Raw genomic sequence first — 19667 nt, 5'->3', positions numbered from 1 at the left:
TCGACGCTCACGCGACGACTCAGGATCCGGCGCAACATCGTCACACCAGCGCCCGTTGTCGGCGGACACGGCGACGCACGTCGGCGAGAAGCGCGTGACTGCCGCCCTGGCGGATGAACACCGGGAGAAACCTGTTGACGAAAGCGACTGTCAGGAAGAGGGATTCGAACAGGTACTGCTTGGCCCCGTTCCACGGCAGGCCCATTGCGTCGCGGAACACCGGGGCCAGGAAACCGGTGGTGAGGAATTTCAGCAGCGGCCGAAACGGCAAAGCCAGCAACGGATTGATCATCCGCAGGTTGACGAGGTCGAGCAGATAGTCGCGCACCAGGTCGTCGATCGAGACGCGTCCGCAGGCGGTTGCCCAGTACTCGTCGAACGCCGCTCGCGTCGGCGGCCACTGGTCCTCAGTGACCTGCAGCGTGGTGCCAAGCGGCCACGCGGAGCGGTAGAACTGCTCGGCCTGCTCGGGGGTCATCTCCCCGCGCAGCAACTGGTAGGTGTCCTCCAGCCCGACGAAAAGGCAAGCGGCGACCCACATCTGCAGGTCCCGGTCGAAGGCGTGGTAGCGGACCGGACTATCAGGGGTGGACTTGACCTGCCGGTGCGCCGTGTCGACGGCGGCCCGGAACGCCGCGCGGTCCTCCGGCGTGCCGAGCACCGCGACCGCGAGGTACTGGAACGTCGTCCTGGCCCGTTTCCACGGATGCTTGAGCAGGTTCCCGGAATCGACCTTGCTCTCGGCGACGCCGTAACCGACCTCCGGCCACGACAGCTGCATGACGACGTTGGCGGCGCCCGCGGCGAACGCCCAGAAGTCCATGGCTTCGGCCGCGGTGACCGGCGCGCTGTCCCAGCGCGCGGTGCGATGGCGCACGGTGATCCGGTACGGCGCGGCCGTCATGCCGCACACACCGACGAGAAGAGCAGGGCGGGCCAGCACGCTATCGATCCGAGGATCGAGACGACTCGAGCAACACCCCTCGGTTCGAGTTGCCCGGTGTGCAGGGCGGTCCACGCCACGCCGACGACGAGGTAGGGCGCCGCGAGCATGACCGCAGTGCCGATCCACTCGGCGACAGTCATCTCGAAGCTCATGACCTTCCTCAGCGTGGCGAGCATGCCTGACCCCGTTGTCGTGCTGACCCGCCCCACTATGTTAATGGTGATTCATGCTGTGCCGGGTCGGATTCGCCCGACTCGGCACAGTGTGACCGTACGATGTGAACGAGTCACCTCAGCATTGTTCGCACGCTGTCTGCGAATGCGCCGGTGGTGAAGCACGTCGGTTCGGCGAACTCCTCGAGCGTCAGCGCGTCGGCCCAGTCGGCGTCGGCGGCCGCGCGCAACAGCGGCTTCGCCATCTCGACGGCGTGCGGTGGCATCCCGGCGACCCGCGAGCACCATTCGTCGGCCGCCGCCAGCAGCCGGTCGTGCGGGACGACCTCCTGCACCAGTCCGAGCCGCTGCGCCTCGCGGGCGTCGATGTGCTCACCGCGCAGGTAGTACGCGAGCGCCCCCTGGTACCCGAGCCGCCGGGTCAGCGCCCAACTGGTGCCCACCTCCGGGATCAGACCCAGCCGCCCGAACGCGGGCACGATGACCGCCCGCTCGCTGGCGACGACGAGGTCGCAGGTCAGCGCCCAGGCCAAGCCGACGCCCGCCGCCGCGCCGTTCAGCGCGGCCACGAACACCGTGTCCGAACCCGCGACGAGACGCGCGATCCCACCGAATTCCCTGCGGATCCAACGCCATACGTCGGCGGTGCCGGCCGGCGCGCCCAGGGAGTCGACGGCCGCGCTCATCATCCGCAGGTCGCCCCCGGCACTGAAGCCGGGATCGGCGCCGGTGAGGACGACCGCCCGCACATCGGGGTCGGCGTCGAGGGCGGTCAGCGCCCGGCGCAGTTGACGCACCAGCGGTGCGGACAACACGTTGAGCCGCTGGGGCTCGTCCAGCGTGACGATCGCCCGGTCGCCGCGACGGTCAACCCGTACCCGCTGCGGCGCGTCGGCGTCGTCGCCGGTGGCGACCATCGCCCGATACAGTGAGTCGTCTGCGGTTGTCATAATTTCTCCTCGACTTCGTTGTTGCGCAGGGCTTTCCATGCGACGTCGGCGAAGGTGTCGACCGCTCCGCGCGCCATCCTCGACTCTGCCGACCCGACCCAGTAGCGGCTATACTCCTGCGCCGGGCCGAGCCACAGTGCGGCGGTGATGCCGGGGCGCATCGGCGCAAGCACCCCGTAGGCCTGGTGGGGACGCCACCAGTCGCGGACCGCGCCGAAGAACGCGGCGTTGGACCGGCGCAACTCCGCGCTGTCCAGTCGGGCACCGAGCAGCAGCGTCGCCTCGCCGCGGTGAGCCGCCACCCAGCGCAGGTGGTGGGCGACACCGCCGCGGATGCCGCCCTCGGCCGTGTCATGCTTGCGCAGCATTACCAGGAAGCCCGCCTGGTACTCGCCCAGCACCTGCGCATAGACGGCGGTGGCCAGCGAGACCTTGTCCGGGAAGTGGTGATAAAGCGCCCCGACGCTGACGCCCGCCTCGCGCCGCACCTCCTCGAGCGTGGCCGACAGCGCACCGTCGAGCGCGAACCGGCGCCGCGCGACTTCCAGCAGTCGGCTGCGTGCACTCCCACCTCGCGACGGCACGAGGATCACTCTACTTCAACCGAGGAATCCTCTGTCGGTGTCGCCGACGCTCGTCACCGCACCTGGTAGAGGATGCCGCGCCCGATCGCGTCACGCACCAGCGGCAGCGCCGCCGTCGCCAGGGCGTCGGCGTCGACCCCGTGTACGGCGGCCAGCAGTTCGATCAACGTGCCGAGCGGCACTTCGCCCCGGCAGCCGGCCAGCAACGCCCGCCCCACCTCGTCGACACCGATGACGGCGCCCGGCCCTCCGGGGCGGCGCACCGCCGCGCCGACCACCTGCCATCCGTCCCCGCCGGGCAGCGACTGCTCCTCGAGGAACAGCGGCGCGGTCGACAACCGCGCCGCCAGCAGTTGCTCATCGGCGGTGTGGTGCAGGAACTCCCGGCGGGCGAAGAAGGCCTCGACCTCCGGCCCGGTGGGCGCCTCGTCGGCACCGGTGATCTCCTCCAGCACATGTTCGGGCGGGCGGTGCTCGCCGGGCCGGGGGGCGCGCAGTGCGATCAGGCCCATCCCGACGGCGGCGATGTTCTCGCCGGCGAACCAGTCCAGCCACTGTCCGCCGCGCCGCGCCGCCTCCTCTGGCGGCTCGCCGGCATCCGACGTCCACAACGCCACGTAGCTCACCGGATCGGCGAGTTCGCGCTGGACCACCCAGGCGTGCAGGCCGGTGTCGGCCAGCCAACCGCGCACGCGGTCGCGCCAGTCCTGCCCGTCGCGCACGATCCAGTTCGCCATGATCTGCGCGGTGCCGCCGGGAAGCAGGTGCTCGCCGCAGTGCCGGATCAGTTCCGCGCACAGGCCGTCTCCCGCCACGCCGGAATCCCGATAGACGTACTCGCGCTCGCCCGCACCCACCACGAACGGCGGGTTGGACACGATGAGGTCGAACCGCTCACCGGCAACCGGCTCGAACAGGCTGCCGCCGCGCAGGTCCCACGACATACCGTTGAGCCGCGCCGTCGCCGCGGCCAGCGCGAGCGCCCGCTCGTTGGTGTCGGTGGCGACGATGTGGGCGCAGTGTCGGTCCAGGTGCAGGGACTGGATACCGCAGCCGGTGCCCAGGTCGAGCGCACGCTCGACGGGCGTGCGGACCACCGCCCGCGCCAGCGACACCGACGCGCCGCCGATCCCGAGCACGTGGTCGCGTCGCACCGGCCCGGCGCGCAGCGCGGCGTCCAGATCGGACACCACCAGGAAGTCGCGCTGACCGTCGCTGTGCGGCCGGATGTCGAGAGCGGCGCGCAGCGTGCCTGCCGCGGCCGGCTCGACGACGCCGTTGGCCACCAGGGCGTCGACGTCGGCGGTGGGCAGCGCCGCGGCCACCCGCTCAGCGGGTTCGTCGGCGCCGAGCAGCAACAGCCGCACGAGCGAGGCCAGGCGTTGCCGATCGGTGGCGGCCAAGGCGCGCTCGGTCACCCGCAACGCCGGCCACCACACCCCGCGGCCGAACGCCGCATCGGCGTGCGCGCCGAGCAGCGCAGCCACACCGTCGGTGGTGTACCCCGCCGACTGCAAGTCGGCGGCCAACGCGTCGACGACGGCGACCGAGTGCAGCGGCCCGGGCGATCCCGGGGGTGCCGTCAAAGCAGCGAACCCTGTCGAGGCTCCGGCTTCACCGGCTCGATCAGCTCGGGCCCGTTGTTGCGCACGCTGTTCACCAGGCGTGACACCTCGCGGATCTCGATGCGGTCGAGGTCGCCGGGGCCCCGCAGCAGGCCCTCGTCGATCGGCGCGTCGGGGTCCAGCCAGCGGTCCCAGTCGCGCTCGCTGACGGTCAGCGGCATCCGGTCGTGGATCTCGGCGAGCGGGCCGGCGGCGTCGGTGGTGATGATCGTGCAACTGAGCAGGGGCGCCGCGCCTTTCGGAGCGGCCTTGGGCCGCCATGTCGACCACAGCCCCGCCATGAACAGCGGCTCACCGTCGCCGGCGTACATGAAGAAGGGCGTCTTGTCGCCCTTCTGCCCGCGCCACTCGTACCAGCCGTCCATCGGCACCAGGCAGCGCTTGTTCTTGGCCGAGTTGCGGAACACCGGCGAGGTGGTCAGCTTGTCCGACCGCGCGTTGATCAGCAGCGGCCCCTTGGTGTCCGGCGCACCGTCGTCGGTGGTCTTGGCCCACGGAGGCACCAGGCCCCAGCGCATCGACCGGACCCGTCGAGTGGACTGGTCGTCGGGCTCGGTGTGGCGCTTGACGACGGTGCTGACGGAGGTGGTCGGGGCGACGTTGTAATTCGCCCTGACGTCCTCCCCTTTCGCGGCCGCTGTGCTTTCGTCGATCGCCTTGATCTTCTCGGCCAGCAGCGCCGGATCGGTGGTCACCGCGAATCGTCCACACATGAATCCCATGGTGGCACGCTGAGCCGACAAGGCAGGATGGGGAGCGTGAGTGCGCCCGGACCCGGAGAGCAGGCAGGCTGGCCTGCGCCGTCGACGATGAGTCCCGTGCATGCGACGGTCGCCGTGCCGGGCTCCAAATCGCAGACCAACCGCGCGCTCGTGCTGGCGGCGCTGGCCACCACGGCCGGGGGTTCGACGATCAGCGGCGCGCTGCGCAGCCGCGACACCGACCTGATGATCGGCGCGCTGCAGGCGCTGGGTGTGACGGTCGACGGCAGCGGTGACGAACTGAGCGTGAGCGGGGCGATCGCCCCGCGCGACGGCGCCCACATCGACTGCGGGCTGGCGGGCACCGTGCTGCGGTTCGTTCCGCCCATCGCGGCGTTGGGCACCGCGGCGGTCACCTTCGACGGCGACGAGCAGGCCCGTGCCCGGCCGATCGCACCGCTGCTCGCCGCGCTGCGCGGGCTCGGCGTGGACATCGACGGCGACGCGCTGCCCTTCGTGGTGCGCGGCGCGGGCAAGGTGGCAGGCGGGACGGTGGAGATCGACGCGTCGGCTTCGTCGCAGTTCGTCTCGGGTCTGCTGCTGTCGGGAGCCGCCTTCACCGACGGGCTGACCATCGTGCACACCGGCGAGCCGGTGCCGTCGGCACCGCACGTCGCGATGACGGTCGCGATGATGCGCGACGCCGGGGTCGACGTCGACGACGCCGAGCCCAACAGATGGCGCGTGGCACCGGGATCCGTCGCCGCCCGGCACTGGGACATCGAACCGGACCTGTCCAACGCCGTGCCGTTCCTGGCGGCGGCGGTAGTCAGTGGCGGGGTGGTGCGGCTGACCGGCTGGCCGCGGACCAGCACGCAACCGGCCGATGAGATCGTCAGGATTCTCAAGAAGCTCGGATCGCATGTGCGACGTGGCGATTCGTATCTCGAGGTGCAGGGAGCCACGGCGTACGACGGTCTCGACGTCGACCTGCACGAGGTCGGCGAGCTGACGCCCGCGGTGGCGGCGTTGGCCGCGCTGGCCACCATCGGTTCGGTGTCGCGTCTGTCGGGTATCGCGCATCTGCGGGGCCACGAAACCGACCGGCTCGCCGCACTTTCCGCCGAGATCAACGGCCTCGGCGGGCAGTGCGAGGAGACGGCCGACGGCCTGGTGATCACCGCGCAGCCGCTGCACGGCGGGTTGTGGCGGTCCTACGCCGACCATCGGATGGCCACCGCAGGGGCGATCGTGGGCCTGCGGGTGTCCGGCGTCGAGGTGGCCGACATCGAGACCACCGCCAAGACGCTGCCCGACTTCCCGCAACTGTGGACCGGCATGCTGGCCGGACAGTCCGCCGACCTCGAGGCGAATACTTGAGCCCTCGCGAGTACGACGAGTCCGATGTCCGGGTCCGGCCCGGCCGGGGCTCGCGGCCGCGGACGAAGACCAGACCCGAGCACGCCGACGCGCAGGAAGCCATGGTGGTCTCCGTCGACCGTGGCCGGTGGGGCTGCGCGCTGGGCCGTGATCCCGACCACCGCGTCACCGCGATGCGCGCCCGGGAGTTGGGCCGCACCCCGATCGTCGTCGGCGACGACGTCGGCATCGTCGGCGATCTGTCCGGAAGGCCCGACACCCTGGCCCGCATCGTGCGGCGCGGTGAGCGCCGAACCGTGTTGCGCCGCACCGCCGATGACACCGATCCCACCGAGCGTGTCGTCGTCGCCAACGCCGACCAGCTGTTGATCGTGGTCGCGCTGGCCGATCCGCCGCCGCGCACCGGGCTCGTCGAACGCGCGCTCATCGCCGCCTACGCGGGCGGGCTCACTCCGATCCTGTGCCTGACGAAGACCGACCTTGCGCCGGCCGAGTCGTTCGCCGCGCAGTTCGCCGACCTCGACCTGACCGTCACCACCGCCGGCCGCGACGATCCGCTCGACGCCGTCGCCCCCCTGCTGGCCGACCGGGTGACGGTGCTGCTCGGCCATTCCGGCGTCGGCAAGTCGACGCTGGTGAATCGGCTTGTGCCGCAGGCTGATCGCGCGACCGGCGAGGTCACCGACGTCGGCAAGGGCAGGCACACGTCGACGCAGTCGGTGGCCTTGCCGCTTCGCCTGGGCGGTTGGGTGATCGACACCCCCGGGATCCGGTCGTTCGGGCTGGCGCACATCGAACCCGACGACGTGATGCTGGCGTTCTCGGATCTGGCCGAAGCGATCAAGGACTGTCCGCGAGGCTGCGGGCATCTGGGCCCGCCCGCCGACCCGGAGTGCGCGCTCGACACGCTGACCGGCCCGGCTGCCAACCGCGCCGCCGCCGCACGACGACTGTTGTCCACGCTGCGGGACTCGGCAGCCTACTAGCACTTTTTTCTCGCCCGAGCGTGCGTTCAGTGTTTGTGTGACAGGTGCCGCGTTGCGGTGGTTGACCGCCACGGCGTACGCGGAGCGAATGTCACGTCATCTTAGCGACAGTTCCCTGGCCAAAGGGTGCCCGACGATCAACTGCCGCAGGTGTTTTCGGAGTTCCACCGGGTGCTGCTAGCCGACGGGCGGCCGATGCCGGCCTCCGCGCTCGCTAGCGGGAGAGGGCGCGCTCGCGGCGGCGGGCCCTCACTGCGGCGATCGCCGATTTGAGCCCACGGCGCTGAGCGGGCTCCAGCTCGGAAAACATTCGCTCGCTGCGGGTCTCGGGCGCGTCGTCGGCCGTGTCGCGTAGGTACTTGTCCGGCAGCGACAGCTTGGCAATGGTCCGCCACGTTTTGCCGTACTGCACCAGGAACGAGCCCGTCGTGTACGGCAGGTCGTACTTGTCACACAGCTGGCGCACCCGGATCGAGATCTCGTAGTACCGGTTACTCGGCAGGTCCGGATACAAGTGGTGCTCGATCTGGTGGCAGAGGTTGCCGCTCATGAACCGCAGCACCGGTCCGTTCTCGAAGTTCGCACTGCCGAGCATCTGGCGCAGATACCACTGCCCCTTTGACTCCCCGACCATGTCGGTCTTGGTGAACTTCTCCGCGCCGTCGGGGAAGTGACCGCAGAAGATGACCGCGTTGGACCACACGTTGCGGATGACGTTGGCGACCGCGTTGGCCTTGAGCGTCGACTTGTACGACGCACCCGGCGACAGCGATGTCACGGCCGGCCAGGCGACGTAGTCCTTGACCACCTGAGCACCGGCCTTGGCGGCGAATTCGCGCGCCCGAAGCTTGCTCTCGTCCCGGTTGTCCCTGCCTTTGAAGATCTTGCCGAGCTCCACGTGCTGCAGCCCCACGCCCCACTCGAAGCCCATCGCCAGAATGGTGTTGTAGAGGAGGTTGCCGAGGTTGAACGGCTTCCACCTCGTGTCGCGGGTGACGCGAAGGAGGCCGTAGCCCACGTCGTCGTCCATGCCGAGGATGTTGGTGTACTTGTGGTGCATGAAGTTGTGGGTGAACCGCCAGTGCTTGGAGGCCCCGCTCATGTCCCACTCCCACGTCGAGGAGTGGATCTCGGGATCGTTCATCCAGTCCCACTGGCCGTGCATGACGTTGTGGCCGATCTCCATGTTCTCGATGATCTTGGCCACACCCAGCGAGACGGTGCCCGCCCACCACGCCGAACGGCGGTTGCTCGCGGCCAGCATCAGTCTGGCCGCGACCTCCAGCGCGCGCTGGGCGGCGATGGTACGGCGGATGTAGCGCGCGTCGCGCTCACCGCGGGAGTCTTCGATGTCCTGGCGTATCGCGTCCAGCTCAACGGCCAGACTCTCGATGTCCGCATCGGTCAGATGCGCGAATTCGGGAACGTCCGTGATTGCCATCGTCGGCCTCCTTTCAGGTACCTACGCTACCGTAACCTACCTACCCGTAGGTTACCAGCCAGTAAACCCTAGACGTCGAGCACACAATCGCCCGACGCTGCGGAAATGCACGTCTGGACCCGGCTTCCCGGCTCGCGTTCGGCGCCCGTGCGCAGGTCGCGGACGTGTCCGTCGAGCAGGCCCACCACGCATGACTGGCAGATACCCATCCGGCAGCCGAACGGCATCCGGATGCCGGCCTGCTCGCCGGCCTCCATCAACGGGGTTGCGGCGTCCACCGAGACGGACTTGCCGCTGCGGGCGAACTCGACCGTGCCACCCTGTCCGTGCACCGCGGCCTTCGACACCGCGAAGCGCTCCAGGTGCAGTCGCTCGGCCAGGCCGGCGGCCGACCACACCCGCTCGGCCGCATCGAGCATTCCCTCCGGTCCGCACGCCCACGTCTGGCGCTCGCGCCAGTCGGGCACCTCGTCGTCGAGCCGGGACACATCCAGTCGGCCGTCGGTGCGCGTTGCCCGCAGCCGCAACTCATACCCGTCGTGCGCGTGGGCCAGATCGGCGAGTTCCGCCGCGAACATCACGTCGGATTCCGTTGGCGCCGAATGCACGTGGACGACGTCGGTGATCTGGTCGCGTCGCACCAGGGTGCGCAGCATCGACATGACCGGCGTGATGCCGGAGCCGCCGGTGAGCAACAGCACCTTCGGCGGCGCCGGGTCGGGCATGACGAAGTTGCCCTGCGGCGCGGCCAACCGCACGATCGTGCCAGGCGCCACCCCGCCGACCAAATGCGTCGACAGGAACCCCTCGGGCATCGCCTTGACGGTGATCGTGATGGTGCGACTGGACCGGGCCGGGGCCGATGTCAGCGAGTAGGACCGCCACCGCCAGCGGCCGTCGATGTGCAGCCCGATGCCGATGTACTGGCCGGGCTGGTAGTCGAAGGAGAAGCCCCAACCCGGCTTGATGACCAGCGTCGCGGAGTCGACGGTTTCGCGACGCACCTCCAGCACCCTGCCGCGCAGTTCCCGCGCCGACCACAGCGGATTGGCCAATTTGAGGTAGTCGTCGGGCAGCAGCGGCGTGGTGATCCGAGCGGCGACCGCGCGCAGCGCGTTCCAGCGGGAGCCCCCTGCGACGGCCGGCCGGACCGTGTCGGCGACGTTGGCCGAAACCTTGATGGAGTTCTTGGCCATGAACCTACGGTACCGTAACCTACGGTCTCGTATCCAGTCCTGGCCGGCGACCGCAGGCGGACTGGACTACAGCAGTTCCAGCAGGAACGGCAGCTCCTGCGGCGCGTACCAGGCGAGGTCGTGGTCCTGGGCATCGCCGACGGTCAACTCCGCGTCTTCGTCGCCGAGGTCGGCCTCGTCCACCGCGTCGATCGCAGGCAGCACCGCGGCCTCGGCGTCGGCGTTGTCGACATAGGCGGCGATCACGTCGTCGAACGAGATCGGGCCGGCCATCCGCACCACCGCGTCGTCGAGATCGGGCCGCGGCGTGGCGTCGGCGACCTCGGCCACCAGCACCGCCCGCCGCGGCGGCAGATTCGACGCGCCCTCGCCCGCGAGCAGCCGCAGCGACGCCAGCGCCGCCTCCCGCAGCGCGACCTCGGCCAGTTCGTTGTCGTCACCCTCGGCGTAGGACTCGCGCAGCGCGTGCGTCACGGCGAACGCCATTCCGCTGCGGGCGTGCAGCATCCGGTCGGCGACGAGTTGCTGCAGCATGGCCAGGGTGGCCGGGACGTAGACGCGCACCAGGCGAGATTAGCGGTCCCCATCCGTCGTACTGCTCGGATCCTTCTCCACCGAGATGATGAAGTCGTCGCCGTGTTCGGTGACGCCGTGGATCACCGCGGTGTGGACGGCCTCCCGCGCGTACTGCTTGCGCACCATCATCGGGTCCCGGCGCAGGTCCTTCACCAACGCGATCGCCATGGCCACCATGACGAGCACGAACGGCAGCGCGGCGATGATCGTGATGGTCTGCAGGCCGGTCAGCGCGTCCTCACCGCCGACCAGCAGCATCACCGCCGCGACGGCGCCCATCGCGATACCCCAGAAGATCACGGTGCCCCGGCCCGGCTTGATGGTGCCGTGCTCGGAGAGTGAGCCCATCACGATCGACGCGGCATCCGCGCCCGACACGAAGAAGATCGCGACCAGCACCATGACCAGGATGCTGGCGATCATCGCTATCGGGTACTGGTCGAGCAGCCCGAACAACTGCTGCTCGATGCTGCCCTCGCCGGCGAGGTCGACGCCGCCCTGCTGCTTGTTGATCGCCGCGCCGCCGAACACCGCGAACCACACCAGCGACACCAGGCTCGGCACCAGCAGCACACCGGCGACGAACTGGCGGATGGTGCGCCCCCGCGAAATCCGCGCGATGAACATCCCGACGAACGGCGTCCACGACACCCACCACGCCCAGTAGAAGATCGTCCAGGACTGCAGCCACTCGTTGACGTCGGCGCCTTCGGCGCCGGTCCGCGCCGACATCATCGCGATGTCGGCGAGGTAGCTGCCCAGCGACGTCGGTATCACGTTGAGGATGAAAACCGTTGGGCCGACGACGAAGACGAATAACGCCAACAGCACCGCCAGCACCATGTTGATGTTCGACAGCCACTGGATGCCGCGCGCGACGCCGGAGACCGCCGACAGTACGAACGCCAGGGTCAGCACCGTGATGATGACGACGAGGATGGTGTTGCCGGTCTCCCCGATGCCCGCGACGATCTGCAGGCCGCTGCGGATCTGCAGCGCGCCCAGCCCCAGCGACGCGGCCGAGCCGAACAGCGTGGCGAAGATCGCCAGCATGTCGATGACCTTGCCCCACCGACCGTGCGCCTTGTTGCCGAGCAGCGGCTGGAAGGCCGAACTGATCAGCTGCAGGCGGCCCTTGCGGTACACGCCGTAGCTGATGGCCAGCCCGACGACCGCGTAGATCGCCCACGGATGCAGCGTCCAGTGGAACAGCGTGGTGGCCATCGCCGTCTGGACGGCCTCGGGATTACCGGCCGGGCCGGTACCCGGCGGCGGCGTCGCGAAGTGCGACAGCGGCTCGGCGACGCCGAAGAACATCAGCCCGATGCCCATGCCCGCGCTGAACATCATCGCGACCCAGGACACGCTGTGGAACTCGGGTTCCTCGTTGTCGCGGCCCAGGGGGATGGCGCCGTAGCGGCCCAGCGCCAGCCACAGCACGAACACCACGAACCCGGAGGCCGTCAGCACGAACAACCATCCGGTGGTGTCCATCACCCACGTCAGCGCGTTGCCCGACGCATCCGCCAGCGACTCGGTGCTGACGAAACCCCAGACCAGGAAGCCGACCGCGATGACCGCGGTCACACCGAAGACCACCCAGTCCACCCCGCGGGACCGTGTGTAGGCCGCCTCGTCGACGGGCTGGTCCAGCACGGGATGCGGGACGACGTCGTACGACGGCGACTTGAGCGCCTTCTGCGTGACGGCCTTGGCTCTATCGGTCCTGTGGTTCTCCGGGGTGACAGTCATGGTGAGCCAATTCGACCCTCCGCGGAGTTCACCAGTCAATCCCGCAAACGCAACGCGGGCTTCACCTGGCCGCCTCGACGAGTTCCTCCAAGGACTCGCTCAGCAGACCCGGCAGCACGTCGACGTCGCTCATCGCATCGCGGTCGGCGTTGATGCCGAAGTAGAGCATGCCGTTGTAGGACGTCACCCCGATGGCCAGCACCTGGTTGTTCAGCAAAGGCGGAACGGCGTAGGTCTCGAGCAACTTGGTGCCCGCGATGTACATCTGCTTCTGCGCGCCGGGCACGTTGGTGATCAACAGGTTGAACTGGCGAGCCGAGAAGGTGGTCGCGACCCGAATTCCCATGGCGTGCAATGTCGGTGGCGCGAAACCCGACAGCGTGACGATGGTCCTGGCGTCGACCAGGCTGGCCGCGGTCGAATGCGACTCGGTGGCGTGCGCGATCTGCGACAGCCGCACCACCGCGTTGCCCTCGCCGACGGGGAGGTCGATCAGGAACGGCGACACCTGGCTGATCGCCTGCCCCGGCCCGGTGGTGTCCAGTTCGGCGTCGGGGTACACCGACATCGGCGCCATCGCGCGCACCGCCGTCGTCGCCGTCACCGGCTCGCCGCGCGACAGCAGCCAGTTGCGCAGCGCTCCGGCCACCACGGCGAGCACCACGTCGTTGACGTCGCAGTCGTAGCGGGCCCGCACCATGCGGTAGTCCTCGAGGCGGCAGGCGGCGACGGTGATGCGCCGGTTGCGCGACACCGTCGTGTTGAGCGGGCTGCTGGGGGCGGTGCCGCGGGCCACCGTGCGGGCCACGTCGACGAACCGTCGTCCCATGTCGACCAGCTGGCCGGCGTTGGTCGCGACCTCGGTGACGGCGCTGCGGACGGCGCCGAACTGGTCGGCCGGCCGCATGATCCACTCGCCGACGGCCCCCATCAGCAGTTGGCGGTCGCTGGGCTCGCGGGCGGGAATCCAGATGTCCTCGCCGAACTCCGGCGGCTTCTGCGTGCGGTCGGCGATGACGTGGCCGATCTCCAACGCCGTCATCCCGTTGACCAGCGCCTGATGCGATTTGGTGTGGATGGCGATGCGGTTCTTGGCCAACCCCTCGATCAGGTACATCTCCCATAGCGGCCGCGATCGGTCGAGTGGCCGCGCGCCGAGCCGGGCGATCAACTCGTGCAGTTGGGCGTCGCTGCCCGGCGACGGCAGCGCCGAACGACGGACGTGATAGGTGATGTCGAAGTCGCGGTCGTCGACCCACACCGGGCGCGCGAGCCCCAGCGTCACCTCACGCACCTTCTGCCGATACCGCGGTATCTGCGGCAATCGCTGTTCGACGGTGGCGAGCAGGGTTTCGTAGCTGAGCCCGCTGCGGGGCCTGCGCAGGATCGACAACGCGCCCACGTACATCGGGGTCGACGTGTTCTCGAGGTGAAAGAAGGACGCGTCCGCAGCGGACAACCTGGTCACCATGGCGACGCCGCCCCTCCCCTGTTACTTCCGCGCGCCCGCGCCGCGTGTATCGAGCACTCCGTCACGCTATCGACCAATCCTGAGACGGCGCATCACGGGTGCGTGAGACCCCCTGCGAACCGTGCGATCATAGATCAGTCTGCGACTCTCCAGCAGGCGCGTCCCGTCACACCGACACGCTGGAGAGCCTGCCGTGACCGCATCCCGCACCCCTGTCGAACCCGGCGCGCTGATCTCGCCGGTCATCGATTGCGAGCCGCCGCCCGTCGGTGTCACCGCGTGCCGGCCGCCGACGCCGAAAGCGCTGCGCCGCCGGACACCTCGGCGGTCGCGGCAGGCGCCGGTGCCGCCGCCCGCTCCGGTTCAGAGGCCGCCGCAAACCGCCGTCGCCTTCGCCGACGCGGCGCTGCGCAGGGTGCTCGAAGTGATCGACCGGCGCAGGCCGGTCGCCCAGTTGCGGTCGCTGCTGGCACCAGCGCTGACCGACACCGTGCTGGCGCTGACGCGCGACGCGCACGAGGCGGCCGCCACCCTGCGCACGGTCCGGTTGCGCATGGTCGACGACGCACCCACCGGCGCCGCCGAGGTGTTCGGCACCTACACCCGCGGCCCGCGGGTACGGGCCATCGCCGCCCGCATCGCGCTCGACGGCGACCGTTGGCGCATCGTGGCGCTGCAGATCGGCTGACCCGCTAGCCTTTTCACCGTGCAGGGAAACACCGTCAGCGTGCAACGCGTCATCAAGGCGCCCGCGGGGACCATCTTCGCGTTGCTCGCCGACGCCGCGAGGCATTCGGCGTTCGACGGTTCGGGCACCGTCGACGGTGCGACGGTCGAGGCGTCGCCCCTGTCGCTCGGCGCGACGTTCGGCATGTCGATGCGCGGCCGGCCCGAATCGCTGTATGTGCCGTACCGGACCAGCAACACCGTCGTCGAATTCGACCCCGACCGTCGCATCGCATGGAAGACCACCATCGGACCGCTGGGATTGGTCGGTGGCCGGATCTGGCGCTACGAACTCGAACCCGTCGAGGACGGCACGCTGGTGCGCGAGACGTGGGACGTCTCGCAGGACCGCCAACGACTCCTGCTCCGGATGGGATCGATGCCGCGGCACGCCGAAGACGGCATGCGCGCCACCCTGCAGCGCATCGCCGCCCTGGTCGAGGCCTAACGCCTGCGCATGGCCTTGGCGTCGCGGGCCTGCTGGCGCGCGGCCTCGCGGCGCTCCTTGCGGGTGGTGCCCGGCGCCGCAGGACGCGCGGCACCGGCACCGCCGCCACCACCCGAGCGCTGCACCTGCGCCGAACCATCCTCCGACGGGCCGGTGTAGGTCAGCGGCCGTGAGTCATCGTCGATTCCCTTGGCGCGCAACGGGGACATGCGTTCCTTGGTCGCGACGCCACCCTGGCCACCACCGGCGGCCTTGGCCGCGGCCGCCTGCGCGAACTCCGCAAGCCCCGTCGGTGTCGCAATCGGGGCGACGGTGGGCTGGGGCGCCGGTTCCACCGAGACGTTGAACAGGAAGCCCACGGACTCCTCCTTGAGCCCCTCGAGCATCCCGATGAACATGTCGTAGCCCTCGCGCTGGTACTCGACGAGCGGGTCGCGCTGCGCCATGGCCCGCAGCCCGATGCCCTCCTTGAGGTAGTCCATCTCGTAGAGGTGCTCGCGCCACTTGCGGTCCAGCACGTTGAGCAGCACGTTGCGTTCGAGTTGGCGCATGGCGCCCTCGCCGGCGATCCCCTCGATCTGCTTCTCCCGCTCGGCGTAGGCGCGGTCGGCGTCGGCGATCAGCACCTCGAGCAGCTCCTCGCGCGTCAGCTCGCCGGGCTCACCGACCGCGTCGGAGTCGATTAGGTCGTGGTGGTCGATGCCGACCGGGTAGAGCTGGCGCAGCGCCGTCCACAGCTGCTCGAGGTCCCAGTCCTCGGAGTAGCCCTCCGCGGTGGCGCCGTCGACGTAGGCGGTGATGACGTCGACGAGCATGTTGCGCGCCTGCTCGGCCAGATTCTCGCCCTCGAGGATGCGGCGGCGCTCGTCGTAGATGACCATGCGCTGCTTGTTCATCACCTCGTCGTACTTGAGGACGTTCTTGCGGACCTCGAAGTTCTGCTGCTCGACCTGGGTCTGCGCACTCTTGATCGCGCGGGTGACCATCTTCGCCTCGATCGGCACGTCGTCGGGCAGGTTCAGCCGGGTCAGCAGCGCCTCCAGCGTCGCGCCGTTGAACCGCCGCATGAGCTCGTCGCCCAGCGACAGGTAGAACCGCGACTCGCCGGGGTCGCCCTGACGGCCGGACCGGCCGCGCAGCTGGTTGTCGATGCGCCGGGACTCGTGGCGCTCGGTGCCCAGCACGTAGAGCCCGCCGACCGCGATGACGTCCTCGGCCTCGCCCGCCGCCTCGGCCTTCACCGCGGGCAGCATCTCGTGCCAGGCCTTCTCGTACTCGTCGGTGGTCTCGACCGGATCGAGGCCCCGGTCGCGCAGCCGCTTGTCGACCAGGAACTCGACGTTGCCGCCGAGCACGATGTCGGTGCCGCGGCCGGCCATGTTGGTGGCGACGGTGATCGCGCCGAGCCGGCCGGCCTCGGCGATGATGTTGGCCTCCTGCTCGTGGTACTTGGCGTTGAGCACGTTGTGCGGGATGCGGCGCTTCTGGAACTGGCGCGACAAATACTCCGAGCGCTCGACGCTGGTGGTGCCGATCAGCACCGGCTGACCCTTCTCGTAGCGCTCGAAGACGTCGTCCACGACCGCCATGAACTTGGCCTCTTCGGTCTTGTAGATGAGGTCGGACTGGTCGGTGCGGATCATCGGCATGTTGGTCGGGATGCTGACCACGCCGAGCTTGTAGATCTCGTGCAGCTCGGCTGCCTCGGTCTGGGCGGTGCCGGTCATGCCGGCGAGCTTGTCGTAGAGGCGGAAGTAGTTCTGCAGCGTGATCGTGGCCAGCGTCTGGTTCTCGGCCTTGATCTCGACGTGCTCCTTGGCCTCGATGGCCTGGTGCATGCCCTCGTTGTAGCGGCGGCCGATCAGCACACGCCCGGTGAACTCGTCGACGATCAGCACCTCGCCGTCGCGGACGATGTAGTCCTTGTCGCGGGCGAACAGCTCTTTGGCCTTGATGGCGTTGTTGAGGTAGCTGACCAGCGGCGAGTTGGCGGCCTCGTAGAGGTTGTCGATGCCGAGCTGGTCCTCGACGAACTCGACGCCGATCTCGTGCACACCGATGGTGCGCTTGCGCAGGTCCACCTCGTAGTGGACGTCCTTCTCCATCAGCGGGGCGAGCCGGGCGAACTCGGTGTACCAGTTCGAGGCGCCGTCGGCGGGCCCGGAGATGATCAGCGGGGTGCGGGCCTCGTCGATGAGGATCGAGTCGACCTCGTCGACGATCGCGAAGTTGTGCCCGCGCTGCACCAGGTCGGCCAGGGAGTGCGCCATGTTGTCGCGCAGGTAGTCGAAGCCGAACTCGTTATTGGTGCCGTAGGTGATGTCGGCGGCGTAGGCGGCGCGCCGCTGGTCGGGGGTCAGCCCCGACAGGATGACCCCGACGTCGAGCCCGAGGAAGCGGTGCACGCGGCCCATCTGCTCGGCGTCGCGCCGGGCCAGGTAGTCGTTGACCGTGATGATGTGCATGCCCTTGCCGGCCAGCCCGTTGAGGTAGGCGGGCAGCACCGCGGTCAGGGTCTTGCCCTCACCGGTCTTCATCTCCGCGACGTTGCCGAAGTGCAGCGCCGCACCGCCCATCACCTGGACGTGGAAATGCCGCTGGTCACGTACGCGCCAGGACGCCTCGCGCGCGACGGCGAACGCCTCGGGCAGCAGGTCGTCGAGGGTCTCGCCGTCGGCGTGGCGCTTGCGGAACTCGTCGGTCTTGGCCCGCAGCTCGGCGTCGGTGAGCTTCTCGGTGTCGTCTGCCAGGGAGTCGACGTAGTCGGCCACCCCCTTGAGGCGTTTGACCATGCGGCCCTCACCGAGGCGCAGCAACTTATCCAGCACGCTATATCCCCTAAGGATTGAAAGATCTTGAGCTCAACCCATGGTAGGTGACATGCGGGCGGAGCCGGCCGAGCCAGGGCGGGCCGAACGGATCAGGCCACGGCTCAGGCGAGCCGGATCAATCCGTAGTCGTACGCGTGCCTGCGGTACACCACCGATGGCTTGTCGGTCTCCTTGTCGTGGAACAGGAAGAAGTCGTGACCGACCAGCTCCATCTGCGACAGCGCATCGTCGACGGTCATCGGCGTCGCCGGGTGCTCCTTGGTGCGCACGATGCGGCCGGGCACGTGTTCGTCGAGCACCGCGCCGTCGACGTCGGGGGCATCGGTGGCCTGCGTGCCCGGCGGCTCGGGCAGCGCGCTGAGCGCGGTGGCCTCGGCGAGCGAGACCGGGGTCTTGTCGCCGTAGTGGATCTTGCGTCGGTCCTTGCTGCGACGCAGACGGCTCTCCAGTTTGCAGACGGCGGACTCGAGCGCGGCGTAGAAGCTGTCGGCGCAACCCTCGCCGCGGACCACCGGACCGCGACCCCGCGCGGTGATCTCGACGTGCTGGCAGTTCTTGCGTTGGCGGCGGTTGCGCTCGTGGTCGAGTTCGACGTCGAACAGGTAGATGGTGCGGTCGAAGCGTTCCAGGCGTGACAGTTTCTCTGCGACGTAGACGCGGAAGTGGTCGGGGATCTCGACGTTGCGACCCGTGACCGCCACCTCGGCTCGCGTGCGGGGTTCGGGTGTGTCGTCCTCGATCACCATTGCGCGGCCGGAGTCCAGGGATTGGCTTGACATGCTTGGCAACTCGTTTCTTTGGCGTCCGCACGCGTCAGCGTGCCCGGTTGTCAATGGGATACGCGCCGACGTGGCCTGCATGTCTCGCCGCTCGCCGGTGCAAGGTGTCGACTACTCACCTCCTACCGCTGATGGGCGATGCTGGCGCTTCGTATCTGAGCGCCGCCGTGAGTCGTTCACGGGTGGTTGGTGCCGACGGTAGTCCGTGTTCACCCGGTAGTGCCAGTAATTGCACCCAAATTTCGGAACCCGTTCTCAGTTCTTCACACCGCTTTGATGCCGGAGTAATAGGCGGGGTCGTCACCGCCGCCCGGTTACGCGTTTGCCAGCACCAGCACCGCCGCCACCCGGGCGCCTGCGGCATGCAGGACGCGCACCGACTCCGCGGCCGTGGCGCCGGTGGTGACGATGTCGTCGACGAGGAGCACCTCCCCGGCGACGGAGCGCACGGGCTTGATGCGCCCGGCGATGTTGCGCTGCCGGTCCGAACTGGACAGACCGACGGAGTCGGCGACGAGCGCGCGCGTGCGCAACGCGGTGAGCACGGTGACCCCCGGCAGGCCGGTCACCGCCGCCTGCGCCATCCGGGTGACCGGGTCGCCTCCGCGGCGCCGGGCGGCCCTTCGGCGGGTCGGGGCGGGCACCACGGTCAGCGGGACCTCGACGATGCCCCAGTTGAGCAGGTGCGCGAGCCCGGCGTGCAGGGCAGCGGCGAGCGGAGGCAGCAGGTCGCTGCGGCCGTGTTCCTTGGTCGCGACGAGGGCCCGGCGCCGGGCGCCCGCGTAGCGGCCGAGCGAGAACACCGGTACCCCCGGATCGAGGCGTGGGGCGGCCACATGCGGCTCGTCGGAGCGCACGGACAGCTCGGCGGCGCAGGTGTCACACCACCACGTCGACGCGACACCGCAGCCACCGCACTGCAGGGGCAGGACGAGGTCGAGCATGTCCGCAGTGTCGCGGTGGGCGGTGACAACGCGCCGGCCCGCCAGTGAGTGGGTTTTCGTCCGGCACCAAGACCGAGGCAACGAACGGATCGGTCGACTGGAAGGTGAACAAGTGGCGGCGCTGGTCCACATGCTCGCTTCCTCCAGCACGTCGATCG

Annotated in this window: 18 protein-coding genes; 4 read left to right on the top strand and 14 right to left on the bottom strand. The window is 69.3% G+C overall.

Features of this window, described 5'->3' with window-relative positions; genetic code table 11:
- Positions 1 to 40 precede the first annotated feature (40 nt).
- From ABGB19_RS00235 to ABGB19_RS00210, 6 genes are all read right to left on the bottom strand, one after another.
- On the bottom strand, positions 41 to 904 hold the full coding sequence (locus ABGB19_RS00235; RefSeq protein ID WP_347682795.1) for an oxygenase MpaB family protein: 864 nt from the start codon (positions 902 to 904) through the stop codon (positions 41 to 43).
- Positions 901 to 1122: a hypothetical protein gene (locus ABGB19_RS00230; protein WP_347682793.1), complete on the bottom strand. Its 222-nt coding sequence runs from the start codon at positions 1120 to 1122 to the stop codon at positions 901 to 903. The genes ABGB19_RS00235 and ABGB19_RS00230 overlap by 4 nt, the downstream gene beginning before the upstream one ends.
- A 110-nt stretch (positions 1123 to 1232) precedes the next feature.
- Positions 1233 to 2069 (bottom strand): enoyl-CoA hydratase/isomerase family protein, encoded by an 837-nt coding sequence (locus ABGB19_RS00225; protein ID WP_347682791.1) that lies wholly within the window; start codon positions 2067 to 2069, stop codon positions 1233 to 1235.
- Complete coding sequence (locus tag ABGB19_RS00220) at positions 2066 to 2653, bottom strand: helix-turn-helix domain-containing protein (protein WP_347682788.1); 588 nt, start codon at positions 2651 to 2653, stop codon at positions 2066 to 2068. Before ABGB19_RS00220 ends, ABGB19_RS00225 begins: the two co-directional genes overlap by 4 nt.
- 53 nt (positions 2654 to 2706) lie before the next feature.
- Positions 2707 to 4239 (bottom strand): methyltransferase, encoded by a 1533-nt coding sequence (locus ABGB19_RS00215; protein WP_347682786.1) that lies wholly within the window; start codon positions 4237 to 4239, stop codon positions 2707 to 2709.
- Entirely contained in the window at positions 4236 to 4991 is a 756-nt protein-coding gene (locus tag ABGB19_RS00210) for an SOS response-associated peptidase (protein ID WP_347684636.1), read from the bottom strand. Before ABGB19_RS00210 ends, ABGB19_RS00215 begins: the two co-directional genes overlap by 4 nt.
- A 96-nt stretch (positions 4992 to 5087) precedes the next feature.
- Between ABGB19_RS00210 and aroA the strand changes: the two genes are divergently transcribed.
- Together aroA and rsgA are read left to right on the top strand one after the other, a co-directional pair.
- The gene (gene aroA, locus ABGB19_RS00205) at positions 5088 to 6359 is read left to right on the top strand and encodes a 3-phosphoshikimate 1-carboxyvinyltransferase (protein WP_347684634.1); all 1272 of its coding nucleotides are present in this window, start codon (positions 5088 to 5090) and stop codon (positions 6357 to 6359) included.
- Positions 6356 to 7345, top strand: coding sequence for a ribosome small subunit-dependent GTPase A (gene rsgA / locus ABGB19_RS00200; protein ID WP_347682784.1), 990 nt, complete (start codon positions 6356 to 6358; stop codon positions 7343 to 7345). The genes aroA and rsgA overlap by 4 nt, the downstream gene beginning before the upstream one ends.
- Before the next feature lie 214 nt (positions 7346 to 7559).
- Here rsgA and ABGB19_RS00195 read toward each other — a convergent pair whose 3' ends face one another.
- The 5 genes from ABGB19_RS00195 to ABGB19_RS00175 form a co-directional block, all read right to left on the bottom strand.
- A complete protein-coding gene (locus ABGB19_RS00195) occupies positions 7560 to 8786 on the bottom strand; it encodes a fatty acid desaturase (RefSeq protein ID WP_347682782.1) in 1227 nt (408 codons plus the stop codon).
- Positions 8787 to 8854: 68 nt separating this feature from the next.
- Positions 8855 to 9982 (bottom strand): ferredoxin reductase, encoded by a 1128-nt coding sequence (locus tag ABGB19_RS00190; RefSeq protein WP_347682780.1) that lies wholly within the window; start codon positions 9980 to 9982, stop codon positions 8855 to 8857.
- Positions 9983 to 10048: 66 nt separating this feature from the next.
- Positions 10049 to 10549: a hypothetical protein gene (locus tag ABGB19_RS00185; RefSeq protein ID WP_347684632.1), complete on the bottom strand. Its 501-nt coding sequence runs from the start codon at positions 10547 to 10549 to the stop codon at positions 10049 to 10051.
- A gap of 6 nt (positions 10550 to 10555) precedes the next feature.
- Positions 10556 to 12310 (bottom strand): BCCT family transporter, encoded by a 1755-nt coding sequence (locus ABGB19_RS00180; RefSeq protein WP_347682778.1) that lies wholly within the window; start codon positions 12308 to 12310, stop codon positions 10556 to 10558.
- A gap of 61 nt (positions 12311 to 12371) precedes the next feature.
- The gene (locus ABGB19_RS00175) at positions 12372 to 13781 is read right to left on the bottom strand and encodes a wax ester/triacylglycerol synthase family O-acyltransferase (RefSeq protein WP_347682776.1); all 1410 of its coding nucleotides are present in this window, start codon (positions 13779 to 13781) and stop codon (positions 12372 to 12374) included.
- A gap of 193 nt (positions 13782 to 13974) precedes the next feature.
- Here ABGB19_RS00175 and ABGB19_RS00170 point away from each other — a divergent pair, with 193 nt between their 5' ends.
- Complete coding sequence (locus ABGB19_RS00170) at positions 13975 to 14469, top strand: Rv3235 family protein (RefSeq protein ID WP_347682774.1); 495 nt, start codon at positions 13975 to 13977, stop codon at positions 14467 to 14469.
- 18 nt (positions 14470 to 14487) lie between these two features.
- The gene (locus ABGB19_RS00165; RefSeq protein WP_347682772.1) at positions 14488 to 14955 is read left to right on the top strand and encodes an SRPBCC family protein; all 468 of its coding nucleotides are present in this window, start codon (positions 14488 to 14490) and stop codon (positions 14953 to 14955) included.
- Here ABGB19_RS00165 and secA read toward each other — a convergent pair.
- From secA to ABGB19_RS00150, 3 genes are all read right to left on the bottom strand, one after another.
- Positions 14952 to 17783: a preprotein translocase subunit SecA gene (gene secA / locus ABGB19_RS00160; RefSeq protein ID WP_347682770.1), complete on the bottom strand. Its 2832-nt coding sequence runs from the start codon at positions 17781 to 17783 to the stop codon at positions 14952 to 14954. The two genes, ABGB19_RS00165 and secA, sit on opposite strands and share 4 nt — an antisense overlap.
- A 104-nt stretch (positions 17784 to 17887) precedes the next feature.
- On the bottom strand, positions 17888 to 18532 hold the full coding sequence (gene raiA, locus ABGB19_RS00155) for a ribosome-associated translation inhibitor RaiA (protein ID WP_347684630.1): 645 nt from the start codon (positions 18530 to 18532) through the stop codon (positions 17888 to 17890).
- A gap of 347 nt (positions 18533 to 18879) precedes the next feature.
- Positions 18880 to 19509, bottom strand: a complete 630-nt coding sequence (locus ABGB19_RS00150) for a ComF family protein (RefSeq protein WP_347682768.1) — start codon at positions 19507 to 19509, stop codon at positions 18880 to 18882.
- Positions 19510 to 19667 lie beyond the last annotated feature (158 nt).

The sequence above is a fragment of the Mycobacterium sp. B14F4 genome, from assembly GCF_039871645.1.
GTDB lineage: Bacteria > Actinomycetota > Actinomycetes > Mycobacteriales > Mycobacteriaceae > Mycobacterium.
Note: the sequence above shows the minus strand (reverse complement) of the source record. Positions and strands in the feature narration are given on the sequence as shown.